This window comes from Paraglaciecola polaris LMG 21857 (genome assembly GCF_000315055.1).
GTDB lineage: Bacteria > Pseudomonadota > Gammaproteobacteria > Enterobacterales > Alteromonadaceae > Paraglaciecola > Paraglaciecola polaris.
The window spans coordinates 58,533-71,422 of sequence record NZ_BAER01000133.1; the positions used below are offsets into that span (position 1 = coordinate 58,533).

General features: G+C 43.1%; 14 protein-coding genes and 2 tRNA genes. 15 read left to right on the forward strand and 1 reads right to left on the reverse strand.

Annotated features, from left to right (window positions below):
• Positions 1-6 precede the first annotated feature (6 nt).
• From nudB to GPLA_RS21705, 14 genes are all read left to right on the forward strand, one after another.
• Complete coding sequence (gene nudB, locus GPLA_RS21640) at positions 7-453, forward strand: dihydroneopterin triphosphate diphosphatase (protein WP_153810606.1); 447 nt, start codon at positions 7-9, stop codon at positions 451-453.
• A gap of 76 nt (positions 454-529) precedes the next feature.
• Entirely contained in the window at positions 530-1,051 is a 522-nt protein-coding gene (gene ruvC, locus GPLA_RS21645) for a crossover junction endodeoxyribonuclease RuvC (RefSeq protein ID WP_007107167.1), read from the forward strand.
• A gap of 25 nt (positions 1,052-1,076) precedes the next feature.
• Positions 1,077-1,700, forward strand: coding sequence for a Holliday junction branch migration protein RuvA (gene ruvA / locus GPLA_RS21650; RefSeq protein WP_007107168.1), 624 nt, complete (start codon positions 1,077-1,079; stop codon positions 1,698-1,700).
• A 109-nt stretch (positions 1,701-1,809) separates the two neighbouring features.
• Positions 1,810-2,817, forward strand: coding sequence for a Holliday junction branch migration DNA helicase RuvB (gene ruvB, locus GPLA_RS21655; protein WP_007107169.1), 1,008 nt, complete (start codon positions 1,810-1,812; stop codon positions 2,815-2,817).
• A 663-nt stretch (positions 2,818-3,480) separates the two neighbouring features.
• Entirely contained in the window at positions 3,481-3,888 is a 408-nt protein-coding gene (gene ybgC / locus GPLA_RS21660) for a tol-pal system-associated acyl-CoA thioesterase (RefSeq protein WP_007107170.1), read from the forward strand.
• Positions 3,878-4,591 carry a protein TolQ gene (gene tolQ / locus GPLA_RS21665; protein ID WP_007107171.1) on the forward strand — a complete coding sequence of 238 codons (714 nt, stop codon included), beginning with the start codon at positions 3,878-3,880 and terminating at the stop codon, positions 4,589-4,591. Before ybgC ends, tolQ begins: the two co-directional genes overlap by 11 nt.
• A 13-nt stretch (positions 4,592-4,604) precedes the next feature.
• Positions 4,605-5,027: a protein TolR gene (tolR, locus tag GPLA_RS21670; protein WP_007107172.1), complete on the forward strand. Its 423-nt coding sequence runs from the start codon at positions 4,605-4,607 to the stop codon at positions 5,025-5,027.
• Between the two features lie 13 nt (positions 5,028-5,040).
• Entirely contained in the window at positions 5,041-5,934 is an 894-nt protein-coding gene (gene tolA / locus GPLA_RS21675; protein WP_007107173.1) for a cell envelope integrity protein TolA, read from the forward strand.
• Positions 5,934-7,292 carry a Tol-Pal system beta propeller repeat protein TolB gene (gene tolB / locus GPLA_RS21680; RefSeq protein WP_007107174.1) on the forward strand — a complete coding sequence of 453 codons (1,359 nt, stop codon included), beginning with the start codon at positions 5,934-5,936 and terminating at the stop codon, positions 7,290-7,292. Before tolA ends, tolB begins: the two co-directional genes overlap by 1 nt.
• 49 nt (positions 7,293-7,341) lie before the next feature.
• Positions 7,342-7,899 carry a peptidoglycan-associated lipoprotein Pal gene (pal, locus tag GPLA_RS21685; protein WP_007107175.1) on the forward strand — a complete coding sequence of 186 codons (558 nt, stop codon included), beginning with the start codon at positions 7,342-7,344 and terminating at the stop codon, positions 7,897-7,899.
• Positions 7,900-7,910: 11 nt separating this feature from the next.
• Complete coding sequence (gene ybgF, locus GPLA_RS21690; protein ID WP_007107176.1) at positions 7,911-8,666, forward strand: tol-pal system protein YbgF; 756 nt, start codon at positions 7,911-7,913, stop codon at positions 8,664-8,666.
• A gap of 241 nt (positions 8,667-8,907) precedes the next feature.
• Positions 8,908-8,983, forward strand: a tRNA-Lys gene (locus tag GPLA_RS21695).
• Positions 8,984-9,018: 35 nt separating this feature from the next.
• Positions 9,019-9,094: transfer RNA gene (locus GPLA_RS21700), tRNA-Lys, on the forward strand.
• A gap of 442 nt (positions 9,095-9,536) precedes the next feature.
• Positions 9,537-10,382, forward strand: coding sequence for an HDOD domain-containing protein (locus GPLA_RS21705; protein WP_007107177.1), 846 nt, complete (start codon positions 9,537-9,539; stop codon positions 10,380-10,382).
• Positions 10,383-10,478: 96 nt separating this feature from the next.
• Here the strand turns inward: GPLA_RS21705 and GPLA_RS21710 are convergent, their stop codons facing one another.
• The gene (locus GPLA_RS21710; RefSeq protein ID WP_007107178.1) at positions 10,479-11,291 is read right to left on the reverse strand and encodes an acyl-CoA thioesterase; all 813 of its coding nucleotides are present in this window, start codon (positions 11,289-11,291) and stop codon (positions 10,479-10,481) included.
• A 254-nt stretch (positions 11,292-11,545) separates the two neighbouring features.
• Between GPLA_RS21710 and GPLA_RS21715 the strand changes: the two genes are divergently transcribed.
• Complete coding sequence (locus tag GPLA_RS21715) at positions 11,546-12,871, forward strand: spinster family MFS transporter (RefSeq protein WP_007107179.1); 1,326 nt, start codon at positions 11,546-11,548, stop codon at positions 12,869-12,871.
• Positions 12,872-12,890: the final 19 nt, after the last annotated feature.

Below are 12,890 nucleotides of genomic sequence, written 5' to 3' on the forward strand. Positions count from 1 at the left end.
GGCAATATCGATATATATCGTCGTCCTGAGTCGGCTTTGGTGGTTATTTATAACCGCCGAGGTCGAGTTTTGATCTTACAGCGACAAGACGACCCAAATTTTTGGCAATCGGTGACCGGCACGCTCGAACAGGGTGAACTAGCCGTTAGTACGGCCATGAGAGAAGTAAAAGAAGAAACCGGAATCGATATTCAACAAGCCGGTTATCAACTGCACGATCATCAACAAATCAACCGATATGCAATCCGTGATATATGGCAATATCGTTATCCTCCTAATACGCCTTATAACACTGAACATGTATTTTCCGTGCAAATTGACGGAAATGATGACATTAGGTTAACGGAACATTTGTGTTATAGATGGTTAGATAAAACGTCAGCGATGAGTAAAGTATGGTCCGATACTAATCGTGCTGCTATCGCTCAACACGTGCCAGATTTTTCAGACTAGCCTGAGCTTATAACGTGCATCGCTCGGTGTATGCATTAGCATTTTTTACTCTACAACAGACAGGTATATTACAACCGTGGAAATCATTCTTGGTATCGATCCTGGCTCCCGTATTACCGGATATGGTGTAATTCAGCGCGTAGGGCGCCAGCAGCAATATCTAGGCAGCGGCTGTATTCGCATGCAAGGCGATGCGTTGGCACCACGTTTACAGCAAATATTTGATGGGGTAAGCGAATTAATTCTGCAATATAAGCCCACTATGTTTGCCATTGAACAAGTGTTTATGGCAAAAAACCCAGACTCAGCATTGAAGCTTGGTCAAGCGCGAGGGGCGGCCATAGTTGCGGCAACAAACCAAGGTCTAGACGTAGCTGAATACTCCGCTCGTCAAATCAAGCAATCGGTTGTGGGTAATGGTAATGCACAAAAAAACCAAGTTCAGCACATGGTAACCTTCATATTAAAGCTACCAGGTACACCTCAGGCCGATGCGGCAGATGCGTTGGCGGTTGCCTTATGCCACAGTCACACAGAAGAGAATTTAATTAAGATGTCAGGGCAAGTTAAAAAGACCGTACGCGGTCGATTGCGCTAATTTATTAGACGAGGAATAAGATAAAATGATAGGTAGAATTCGCGGCACAGTCGTTGAAAAGCAACCCCCTGAGGTGCTCATTGATGTGGCGGGTGTGGGGTATGAAATTCAAATTCCCATGACCAGTTTTTATCAGCTACCCGAAATTGGTGCAGAGGCCTGTGTCTATACTCATTTTGTAGTGCGTGAGGACGCACAATTATTGTTTGGTTTTGCGGATAAGAACGAACGTGCCGTTTTTCGCGAACTCATAAAAGCCAGTGGGGTTGGGCCTAAATTAGCGTTAACCATCTTATCTGGCATGTCGGGTCAACATTTTATGCAATGTGTTGCTCATGAAGACATCAGCGCCTTAGTTAAATTGCCTGGTGTAGGTAAAAAAACCGCCGAGAGGCTGGTCATTGAAATGCGCGATCGCTTCAAAAAGCTGAGCTTGCAGCAAACGACCAGTGATGACTTTACGCTCAAAGGTAATAACAGCATTGAAAATACCTTTATTACCGCTAATGATGCTAAAGAAGAAGCACTAAGCGCGTTACTTGCTCTAGGTTATAAAGCGCCACAGGCCAGTAAAGTGATTAATTCAGTCTATGTGGCTGACATTACCAGTGAAGAACTTATTCGTGAATCGTTACGGGCAATGATATAAGTGATGGCGACGGCGAAAAATTGTCGTTGCATCCCCCTTGAGTATCGGCTGCGACTCTCATAAACTACGCACTGTATATAAAACCACTACTAAAAGTTACATTATCCCCATGATAGAAGCCGATCGCCTTATTCAACCTACCGCCATTCGCGAAGATGAAGTCATCGATCGTGCTATTCGTCCAAAAATGTTAGCGGACTACACTGGGCAAGATCACGTGTGTGAGCAAATGGATATTTTTATTCAGGCTGCGCGCAAACGCTGTGATGCGCTGGATCATTTGCTGATTTTTGGTCCTCCGGGCTTGGGGAAAACCACATTGGCTAATATTGTCGCCAATGAAATGGGGGTGAGCATTAAAACAACCTCTGGTCCCGTGCTTGAAAAAGCAGGTGATTTAGCTGCGCTGCTTACTAACTTGGAAGAAAATGATGTGTTATTTATTGATGAAATTCATCGTTTAAGCCCCGTGGTTGAAGAGATACTTTATCCAGCCATGGAAGATTATCAGCTGGATATCATGATCGGGGAGGGCCCTGCAGCCCGTTCTATCAAACTTGAGTTACCACCGTTTACCCTAATTGGTGCGACGACCCGGGCGGGTTCATTAACGTCACCATTACGCGACAGGTTTGGCATAGTGCAGCGCTTAGAGTTTTATAATATTAAAGATCTTACTCAAATCGTCAAGCGCTCCGCAAGCTTTTTAGCACTTGATTTAGACCCAGAAGGGGCTATCGAAATTGCCAAGCGTTCTCGTGGCACACCGCGTATCAGCAACCGCCTGTTGCGCAGAGTCAGGGATTACGCTGAAATTAAAGCGGACGGTGTTATTAGCAGTGACGTAGCTTCAGCCGCGCTTGATATGCTTGATGTAGATAAAGAAGGTTTTGATTACATGGATCGAAAATTGCTGACCACCATCATTGATAAATTTATGGGAGGGCCAGTAGGGCTTGATAACTTGGCTGCAGCAATTGGTGAAGAGAAAGACACCATAGAAGATGTCATTGAACCATTTTTGATTCAGCAGGGATTTTTGCAGCGTACACCACGGGGGCGTATCGTATCTAAGCGAGCATATTTACACTTTGGCTTTGACTACAATCCAACTTAAACCTCGAGACCTAGTATTCGCTCTGCGTTACGTTTCTGATGTGGCTGCTTGTATTTGAGACATATGCTGATCGTGATTAATTTTAGTTAAAAAAAAAGCCCGCATAAAATGCGGGCAAAGCAACAAATAAAGTTGAATGGAATAAAATTCCAGGGAACATGTCAGTCAACAGGGAGTCGACATCAGCATCTGATTAACAACCGGTTGGAAAGTTGCTAATCGAGAAAACAAGGTCATTATAGCCTTGCAGATGAGATCCACAATTGAGAAAAATTAGAGGTTTTGCATTAGTAAAACTAATGTGTTTACAAGCATCTTTATTTGTTTACAACATGTTAATGACTGTAAAATGATGTTTTTTCCTTAAAAAACAAATGGTTATTTGTGCTGCCTATTATTTAATCTATTATTTTTTTTGTTGAAATTTAAATTTGATGATAGCTTTGTGCAAATATCGTGAATATCTATGCAATGCCGTTGTTTGCAAGATGTTTACAACCCATGCTAATGTCATTGAGTTATTTTGTAACTAACTGAATTTAAAATATATTATTTAGTCGCAATGTGATGTTGCGCAAGGTTGTAATTGCATAGTTATGCGTCATTGAATTAATCGACTTGTTGTCGTGTGGTGATGCAAGGTCATATAGAAGGTTTACTCCCATGTCACAAATATTTGCGCACAACATTAGGGTCTATTACGAGGACACTGATGCGGGGGGAATTGTTTATTACGCAAACTATTTGAAGTTTCTCGAACGGGCACGAACAGAGTGGTTACGTGCTTTAGGGATTGAACAAGATGACTTGTTGGAACGATCTGTGGGTTTTGTCGTCAAACGAGTCGAAATGGACAATCATGCGCCGGCTCGCTTTAATGATCTATTGAGTATTCAAACTGAAATAGTAGAATTGAAGCGGGCTAGTTTGATGTTCAAGCAAACAATAATAAGTCCAAGTGGTAAACGTTTGGTCAGTGCATTAATTAGGGTGGCTTGTGTGGATCTTCGTATTATGAAGCCATTGGCCATTCCGGTATTTATTTTAAAGGAATTCACGCGTGTCGTCTGAGTTATCAATATTTGGTTTATTTTGGCAAGCTAGCTTATTAGTACAGTTAGTGATGTTGTTGTTACTAGCGGCGTCGGTCGCATCTTGGACATTCATTTTTCAACGCTCACGAGCGCTGAGTCGCGCGAAAAGCGAAATGAAAAAATTCGAAGATAAGTTTTGGTCAGGTGTTGACCTTAATCGCTTATATCAAGAATTAGTCGCTCGCCAGTCAGTGCAAGGCATGGCCAGCTTGTTTTGTGCGGGTTTTAAAGAGTTCGTGCGTTTACGCAAGTCGTCATCTACTCCTTCTGAAGCCATAATGGACGGTACTTATCGCGCCATGCGCGTTTCCTTGTCCCGTGAAATTGATGAGCTAGAGAGTCGCTTGCCTTTTTTAGCCACCGTTGGCTCCATCAGTCCGTATATCGGTTTATTCGGAACAGTCTGGGGGATCATGAATGCCTTTATCGCATTGGGTGAAGTACAACAGGCAACACTGGCTATGGTGGCACCGGGTATCGCAGAGGCTTTGATTGCTACTGCTATGGGCTTATTTGCCGCGATCCCAGCTGTTATCGGTTATAACCGCTTTAGCCATCAAGTGGAAAAGTTAGAGAACAATTACGGTAATTTCATGGAAGAGTTTTCCAGTATCTTGCATCGTCAGGCGCTAGTCTCAAAACCTGATTCGTCTATGTCTAGCGGACAGCCCCAAGGGTAAACAGGCAATTATTATGTATGTAAGAAAACGCCGTCGTCCGGTATCCGAAATTAACGTTGTACCTTATATCGACGTCATGTTGGTATTGCTGATTATTTTTATGGTAACAGCACCGCTTGTTACCCAAGGGGTAAAGGTTGACTTACCTAAGGCTGAAGCTCAGCCGCTGCAAGATGACAGTAAACCTCCACTTATTGCATCGGTTGATGCTCAGGGAAATTATTTTCTGAATATTGCTGAGGACCAAGAGCAAGCTATGTCTGCTGTGGATGTCGCTACATTAGTGGCTGCACATTTACGCATAGAGCCGCAAACGCCTGTTGTGGTCAAAGGTGATGGTGCTGTGCCGTACAGCAATATCGTGCAACTTATGGTGTTGTTGCAACGCGCCGGTGCTCCATCTGTCGGTTTGATGACTGACCCACCAGAGAATTAGGCATAAACGATATATGAAAAAAATGCCGATAGCCTTGATAAAATCTGTGAGTTTGCACCTCGTTTTTGGCGGGTTAATTTTTGCGGGTATGGATTTCAAATTACCCCAAGAAAGTACTGACATGGCGCTGTCGCAACCTATTATTGAAGCGGTCGCGGTGGATGCCAATGCGGTAGATGAACAAGTTAAGCGCATTGAAAACAAAAAAGTGCAGCAGCAAAAAGCTGAGGAAGACCGTATTGCGGCGTTAGAGCGCCGGGCCCGTGATGCCGAGCAAAAACGCCAACAGCAAGAACAAGAAGCGGTAGAAATAGAGCAGCGCACTAAGCGTCAACGTGAAGAGCGCAAACAAGCAGAGCAAGCAGCGATCGCTGCACGGAAAAAACAGGAACGAGAGAAAGCCAAAGCAAAAACGGCTGAAGCTGAACGCAAGCGCAAAGAGCTGGAACAGAAGAAAGCGGAAGAGCAGGCAGAAAGGGCCAAAGCTGCCCGTGAAAAGGAAGAAAAAGCTCTCAAAGAAGCGCAACGTAAAAAAGCAGAGGCCGCTGAAAAGGCACGTCAGGAAAGAGCGTTGCAAGATCAACTGGTAGCTGAACAAGCGGTGCGCCAACAGCGACGAAGTAAACAAGTGTTAACTGAAGTACAAAAATATCAGGCGTTGATCCATCAGGCTATCCAACGTCAGTTGATTGTTGATAATTCAATGAAGGGGAAATCCTGTCAATTGAACGTTCGTTTGGCATCGTCTGGATTAGTTATTCAGGTGAAAGAATTACGGGGAGATCCTATTTTATGCAGAGCGGCTAAATCTGCTGTGTTCAAAGCGGGTACCCTTCCGGTATCTAAGGAAGCTGATGTGTATGAAAAACTCCGAGATATTAATTTAACTGTAGAGCCCGAATTATAATGACAAAAATCACTACTCGTATTGTTACCCTACTGACCTTGTTGCTTAGTGCATCGAGTCAAGCTAGTTTAGAAATCGTGATCACCGAAGGCACGGACTCCGCGCGTCCTATTGCGATTGTGCCTTTTAAATGGAATGGTCCAGGTCAAATGCCTGAACGTCTGGCTGAAGTGATTAGTGGCGATTTGTTACGTAGCGGAAAATTTAATCCCATTGACACATCGAGTATGCCTGGCGAGCCGCACACTGATAGTGAATTAGATTATAGCGCCTGGGCAGCGACAGGTGCGGAAGCGATAGTCATTGGCTCTGTCACTCCTGAAGGCGCGGACAAATATCGCGTTAGTTTTACCTTAATTGATGCTATTCGAGGTCAGGTTACGGGCGGTAAAGCCCAGGCGTTAAGTGGTGGGAAACTGACTAATAGTAACGACCATATTTTAGATAGTCGTCAGTCTGTCATTACCACTCAAGGGTTTAGACAGTATGCACATCGTATTAGCGATGTAGTGTACGAAAAATTGACCGGCGAAAAGGGTGCGTTTATGACCCGCATTGCATATGTCGTGGTCCGCGACCGAAAAACGACTGAGTTTCCTTATCAGTTAGTTGTGGCGGATTATGACGGGGTAAATGAAACTATGCTGTTGCGTTCAAAAGAACCCTTGATGTCGCCTTCATGGTCACCGGATGGAACCAAACTTGCCTACGTGACATTTGAGAACAAGCGTTCGCAAATTTACATCCAAGACTTATATAACATGAGTCGTACCCAGATGACGGATTTCCCTGGCATCAATAGTGCGCCAATATTTTCGCCTAATGGTAAAAAGCTGGCCATGGTACTTTCTAAAGATGGCAACCCAGAAATTTACGTAATGGATCTCGCATCTAAACGCTTGGAGCGCATTACTCGTAACCGTGCAATTGATACAGAACCGAGCTGGACACCGGACGGAAAGAGCTTGATATTTAGTTCTGAACGGGGTGGTAAACCTCAAATATATCGCGTAGATTTAGCGTCTAACAACGTCAGAAGGCTTACGTTTGACGGAGATATGAACCTTGGGGGCACAATCACCCCAGATGGCAGTCGCATGGTGATGGTTAACCGCTCAAGAGGCGATTATCATATTGCGGCTCAAGATTTAGAGAATGGAAATATTCAGGTATTAACCAAAACCTATTTGGACGAATCCCCGAGTATTGCACCAAATGGAAGTATGATTATTTACAGTACGTTACATCAAGGCAAGCAAGTTTTATCTTTGGTTTCCTTAGATGGTCGCTTTAAAGCACGTTTACCGGCTTCAGATGGCCAGGTGAAGTCGCCTAGCTGGTCACCATTTTTGTTGTAACTTATTTCACAAGCTATTTAACACTTTGATAATAATAAGGAATTAGAAAATGCAACTTAACAAAATATTCAAAGGCATCACACTTGCACTTCCAATTGTGACAATGGTTGCTTGTTCATCTGGCCCTAGCGAAGACGAATTAGCTGCAGAGAGCAACCGCGTTGCTGCTGCCCAAGCTGAAGCCGATCGCCAAGCAGAAGAGGCAAAGGTGCAAGCTGGTAATATGAAGCCAATGTTATCTCCTGAAGAAGTCATGCAAAAAGAATTAAGTGCATTGATGGATGACCAGCTTGTATATTTTGATTTTGACCGCTCTAGCGTAAGTTCAAAATACTACTCTTTGCTTGATCAGCACGCAGCGTTTTTGGTTAAAAACCCAAGGCAATCTATGGTCATTGAAGGACATTGTGACAAACGTGGTACGCCTGAGTATAATATTGCCCTAGGCGAGCGTCGTGCCAAATCTGTCGAAACCTATTTGATGAATGCTGGTGTGAGTGCATCACAACTGTCAGTGGTTTCTTACGGAGAAGAAAAGCCAATCGATACCTCTGGCACCGCAGCTGCATTTGCTGAAAACCGTCGTGGTGTTCTGGTATATCAATAAAAGTTGGATTTATGAATAAACGCATAATTGCGCTTACTCTGTCAGCGATATTTGGAGCCGCAGTTAATGCGGCTCCTGCGCCTGTGGCAGATGTAAGCAGTGGCGGTACCGAGTCACGTTTAACTACCTTAGAACGTCTTTTTAATAATCGCACTGAGCAACAGCATCGAGTTCAACAACAGCTCGATTTGCTGCAAGGTGAAGTAAACGAACTTAAAGGCAGTATTGAAAAGCACAATTATCAGCTAGAGCGCATCTTAGAACGCCAGCGAGAGTTGTATTTGGAAATAGACAAGCGTATTGCTGCTGTGATGACTCAAGCTCCGTCAGGAGGGACTGAGGCGTCTTCTCAGGATAGTGAACGAGATCAGCCATCGCACCAAACGACACTTAATGAAGATCAAGCCTACGATAAAGCGGTGAATCTGATCCTCAAAGATAAACTGTATGACGAGGCGATCCCCGAATTTCAGTCTTTCTTACAAAACTTTCCCAATTCTAGTTATGCGTCTAACGCACATTATTGGTTAGGTCAGTTATTGTTTAATAAACAGGATTGGACCGCGGCCGCGAGTCAGTTTGAAACTTTGATGAATCAATTTCCTGATTCGTCTAAGCGGGCCGACGCAATGTTAAAGTTGGGTATTTGTGAGCAAGAGCGCTCAAATATTGCGCGGGCAGAGCAATTGTGGAAAAAAGTTGTCGCTGAATATCCAACGTCTTCGGCGAGAAAATTGGCTGAAATAAAATTAAATGCCGTTAAATAATTAACGGCTCAACATGTTTTACTGAATTAGGCATGGCACTTTAGTTTAAAAAATAACCTTGAAACCCCTGTTTTGTATGCTTTTCAAGCAAACGATACGAATTATGAAAATAAAGCTTAATTTAAGGTTGCATGAAGTTTCGAATTCAGTATTATATGCCGCCTCGTCACAGAGAGACGGGATGCAGAGCAAGGAAGGTATATATTTTACTTAATTGATTTGCAGTTAGATTTAATTTGATGGGTCGTTAGCTCAGTTGGTAGAGCAGTTGACTTTTAATCAATTGGTCGCTGGTTCGAATCCAGCACGACCCACCAGTTAAATCAAACATTTCAAAGCGTTACAATTAGATGGGTCGTTAGCTCAGTTGGTAGAGCAGTTGACTTTTAATCAATTGGTCGCTGGTTCGAATCCAGCACGACCCACCATCTAATCAAATTATCCAATTTTTATTCCATCCTATTTTATTCTAAAGTTTAGCCTGCTATATATTTCGAAATACACTGTTATCCCGCTGTTAATTTTTATTTTGTTATCTTTTTGTTTGCCTAAAACAAAGAAAATTAATAATTAAATTAACGGATATATCCATGTGGTGATCCATATTTTTTACCCGCATATTTGCTCAGTATATTGTGAACTAATAGTATTCCCTGACAATATTGCGTAATGTATTGGTATAACTTACGTGAGCCTTTTTTTGCGGCGATTGAAATGCTAGGTTAAAGCTATTTTTATATGGAATAAAATTTACCCGATGACTATTCTTTTCTTTTCATCATTGCATTTTCGATATTGGGTTATGTTATTGAACACTGTGAATGCGATGGATTACACTACTTCACAATCGATTTAAGGATATGTGTGCGTATGAATGCTCTTGAATATGCCGAGAAAGCAGGCGATTTATTCGTTTTACCTGATTCAGTCACAAAAATTAAGCAGCTTATTGATGATGGCAGCACGTCGATAAATGAAGTGGCAGAGGTGATTAATTACGATCCGGCTGTGGCGGCGCAAATTCTTAAGATTGCCAACAGTGCCCTATATAAATTTCCGACTGTGATAACCACGGTTAATAAAGCCATTCAAGTTATAGGTACTGACTCAGTATACGATTTAGTGCTCGCCTACGGTATATCACACGCTTTTAAAGATATGAATGAGAGTAACATTGATTTCAGTGTATTTTGGGAGCTAGGGGTCAGCTGTGGCTTATTAGCCAAATACATCGCTCAAGAAACATCAGCTAAAAATCCTGACAAGATGTTTGTGTGTGGCTTATTGCACAACATAGGTGAGTTAGCTGTACTGCAGCTAGAACCTGATACTGCTGCTAAATGCAGTTCTTTTACCGCGCAAAGTTGCCCAGTTACCTTGCAAACACAACATTTAGGCACGACCTATGCTGAAATCAGCGCTGAATTATTGAAATTGTGGGGGATCCCCAGTGAAATATATGGACCTATCGCCCATCAACATGCAGCACTGCACAAGGCGCAAAGTCATGAAGAAAAGGTCCTTCAACTGGCTGCTAATCTAGCGCTGAATAATGTCTATGGTGAAATATATAGCCACCTAGACAATATCGATTCCCAGCAATATGAAATACTAAAATTAGATGAAGAAGATTTAGAAGCGGCGTTAGATTTTACCAATATGCAGTTAATCAGCACATTAGCGATTTTTAGCCCATCAACATTTAGTATTTACTGATTATTGTATCTAGGTAATAAAGCGATAGAACAAGCCGCATCAATTAATAATCTGAGCGGCGATTAACCTTTCTGACAGATTTGTTCTTCGTGACTATTAATCAAATACTGCTATCGTTTGCCGACTAATAGCAATCAACTGTCCTTTTGAGTCCCATATATTTGCTTCAGTTTGTGCATAACCGTCTGTGGCTTGTCGTGTACGTACCTGGTAGGCAAACCATTCTTCAGGCGAAAAGCCAAAATGGGGATAAACAAATTCTATGTTCCAGCTCATGGTACTGGCAGGTGCTGGCCACTTGAGCATTTGTAGCGTAGCGGGTGGCCAACCGTCGATCAAGGCGATTAAATGTGCATCTGTTAAGGCTTTAGGTGGATCAGTAAAACGCATCCATCCATCAATTTCACTTTCTTTACTGCCTGTAAAAGGCAAACCTCCCCCTTGACGCGCGAGATCAATATGACGCAAAAATTTAGGGGTTATTTTTGGGATCTGGGGCAAAAAATCAGCTTTAGTAGGCGCTCGCATTGCATGTCGGTCGGTATTACGCAGGTTAATTTTAGATTCCCTCGACACTCCGAAAGCGGCTTGTACCATGACGCATACATTGCCATCTTGGATAGCTTTGCCCGTAACCTGAGTGACATTTTTACCCTGGCGCAATATATCGACTTCAATATCGAATGGCGTTTCAGTGGTCACTGGGCCGACAAAGTTACAGCTAAATGAGCGGAGTACTCTGTCGTTGCTGACTTTCTCACGTATTGCGCTATAAACTAATGCGCCCGTCAGCCCACCGTATGCTGTACGGCCCTGAGCCCACTCTTTTGGGATACTGAGTTGCGGTCGATCTTGATTATCACTATTGATATAGTGATTCGTTGCTTCGATAAGGTCATCTATGTGCATAAATCCACTTACTCATGTAGGGTCCGCGTATTTGCGAACTGGTCTGATGTCTTTTCATTATTTTACCACGGAAAAATTCTAACACTCTAGGTAATCAATATAACAATTTGTCCCTGTTATTTGTGTATATAAGTGTTTGTTATGTTTACATTAATTTTACATGGTGGCTACAAAATCGCTTGTTATTTAGACACTGACAAGATTAGTATGGAGCTGGCGAAATACCGTAGACAGTTAAATTAAAGGGAAGATCAATGACCGTGACCACGAGCGATACTCTTGTCACTGCGCAGGAAGATTTTAATCAGGTAAGTAAGCCGTACCGAACTTATGTACTGACAATACTCACCTTAGTTTATGCTTTCAACTTTATCGACCGACAAATTATTGGTATTCTTTCGCCATTTATCAAAGCGGATTTAGGTCTTAATGATGCGCAACTAGGTTGGCTTAAAGGGATTTACTTTGCCGTACTTTATACGTTTGTCGGGATCCCTATCGCTTGGTTAGCCGATCGCTATAGTCGGGTGAACATTGTGGCCATTTCACTTACTTTATGGAGTGGTTTTACTGCGCTGTCTGGCATGGCGACGACTTATACTCAATTGGCACTTGCTCGTGTAGGTGTGGGTATTGGAGAAGCTGGTGGGAGCCCACCTTCGCATTCAATTTTGTCCGATCTGTATCCAAAGGAACAGCGTGCAGGGGCGTTGGCCATTTATTCATTGGGGATCCCTTTTGGGATCATGCTGGCATTTTTTGCTTCTGCCTTCATATTAAAAGGCGGTGATGCAAATTGGCGTTTGGTGTTGTTAAGTGTCGGTTTACCTGGGGTGTTGCTAGCTATACTACTGAAATTAACCGTCAAAGAGCCTAAGCGAGGCGGAAACCTTGATACTGCGGCCGCCAAAACGCCGTCTTGGCAATCGATTAAATTGTTGTTAACCATTCCTTCTTGGTGGGGAATGTGCATTGCGATTTCACTCGCATCATTTGGCAGCTACGCCATTTCTACATGGATGATAGATTTCTATTTACGGGCATATCCAGGTCTAGATCTAACCAGTTTACTTATTAAAGTCGGTATCATTAATGGTACTGCTTACGCTTTTGGTGTGTGGTTTGGTGGTGCCGTAACGGACAAATGGGGTAAAACAAACAAAGGCGCTTACGGTTGGGTGCCAGCATTGGGACTGGTAATCGGGGTTCCTGCTTATATTTTATCGGTACAAGTGCAGGACTTAAATATGTCCCTGGCTCTGTTGACTATATTGCTCTTTACCAGCGGTTTTTATTTAGGCCCATCGTTCGCGTTAGCTCAAACACTCGCACCGGTAAAAGTGCGAGCCATGTCTACCGCATTATTCTTTTTTGTCCTCAATATCATTGCTTTGGGGGGCGGACCAACTTTCATCGGTATTTTAAGTAAATCCCTAACTGCAGAGCATGGTGAAGTAGAGGCATTACGGTTATCCTTATCGGCCGTTTCGGTTCCCTATGTATTGGCAATCATCGTCTTTATCTGGACTGCACGCAGGATCCCAGCTGACTGGGCTGCAGCCGAACAGCGTAATGGATAATTAATCGTACAAATGGAGA

Excerpts from the sequence above, each read along its gene's own strand:
- ruvA (WP_007107168.1), top strand. The coding sequence starts at position 1,077 with ATGATAGGTAGAATTCGCGGCACAGTCGTTGAAAAGCAACCCCCTGAG.
- ruvB (WP_007107169.1), top strand. The coding sequence starts at position 1,810 with ATGATAGAAGCCGATCGCCTTATTCAACCTACCGCCATTCGCGAAGAT.
- ybgC (WP_007107170.1), top strand. The coding sequence starts at position 3,481 with ATGTCACAAATATTTGCGCACAACATTAGGGTCTATTACGAGGACACT.
- tolR (WP_007107172.1), top strand. The coding sequence starts at position 4,605 with ATGTATGTAAGAAAACGCCGTCGTCCGGTATCCGAAATTAACGTTGTA.
- tolA (WP_007107173.1), top strand. The coding sequence starts at position 5,041 with ATGAAAAAAATGCCGATAGCCTTGATAAAATCTGTGAGTTTGCACCTC.
- tolB (WP_007107174.1), top strand. The coding sequence starts at position 5,934 with ATGACAAAAATCACTACTCGTATTGTTACCCTACTGACCTTGTTGCTT.
- pal (WP_007107175.1), top strand. The coding sequence starts at position 7,342 with ATGCAACTTAACAAAATATTCAAAGGCATCACACTTGCACTTCCAATT.
- ybgF (WP_007107176.1), top strand. The coding sequence starts at position 7,911 with ATGAATAAACGCATAATTGCGCTTACTCTGTCAGCGATATTTGGAGCC.
- GPLA_RS21705 (WP_007107177.1), top strand. The coding sequence starts at position 9,537 with ATGAATGCTCTTGAATATGCCGAGAAAGCAGGCGATTTATTCGTTTTA.
- GPLA_RS21710 (WP_007107178.1), bottom strand. The coding sequence starts at position 11,291 with ATGCACATAGATGACCTTATCGAAGCAACGAATCACTATATCAATAGT.
- GPLA_RS21715 (WP_007107179.1), top strand. The coding sequence starts at position 11,546 with ATGACCGTGACCACGAGCGATACTCTTGTCACTGCGCAGGAAGATTTT.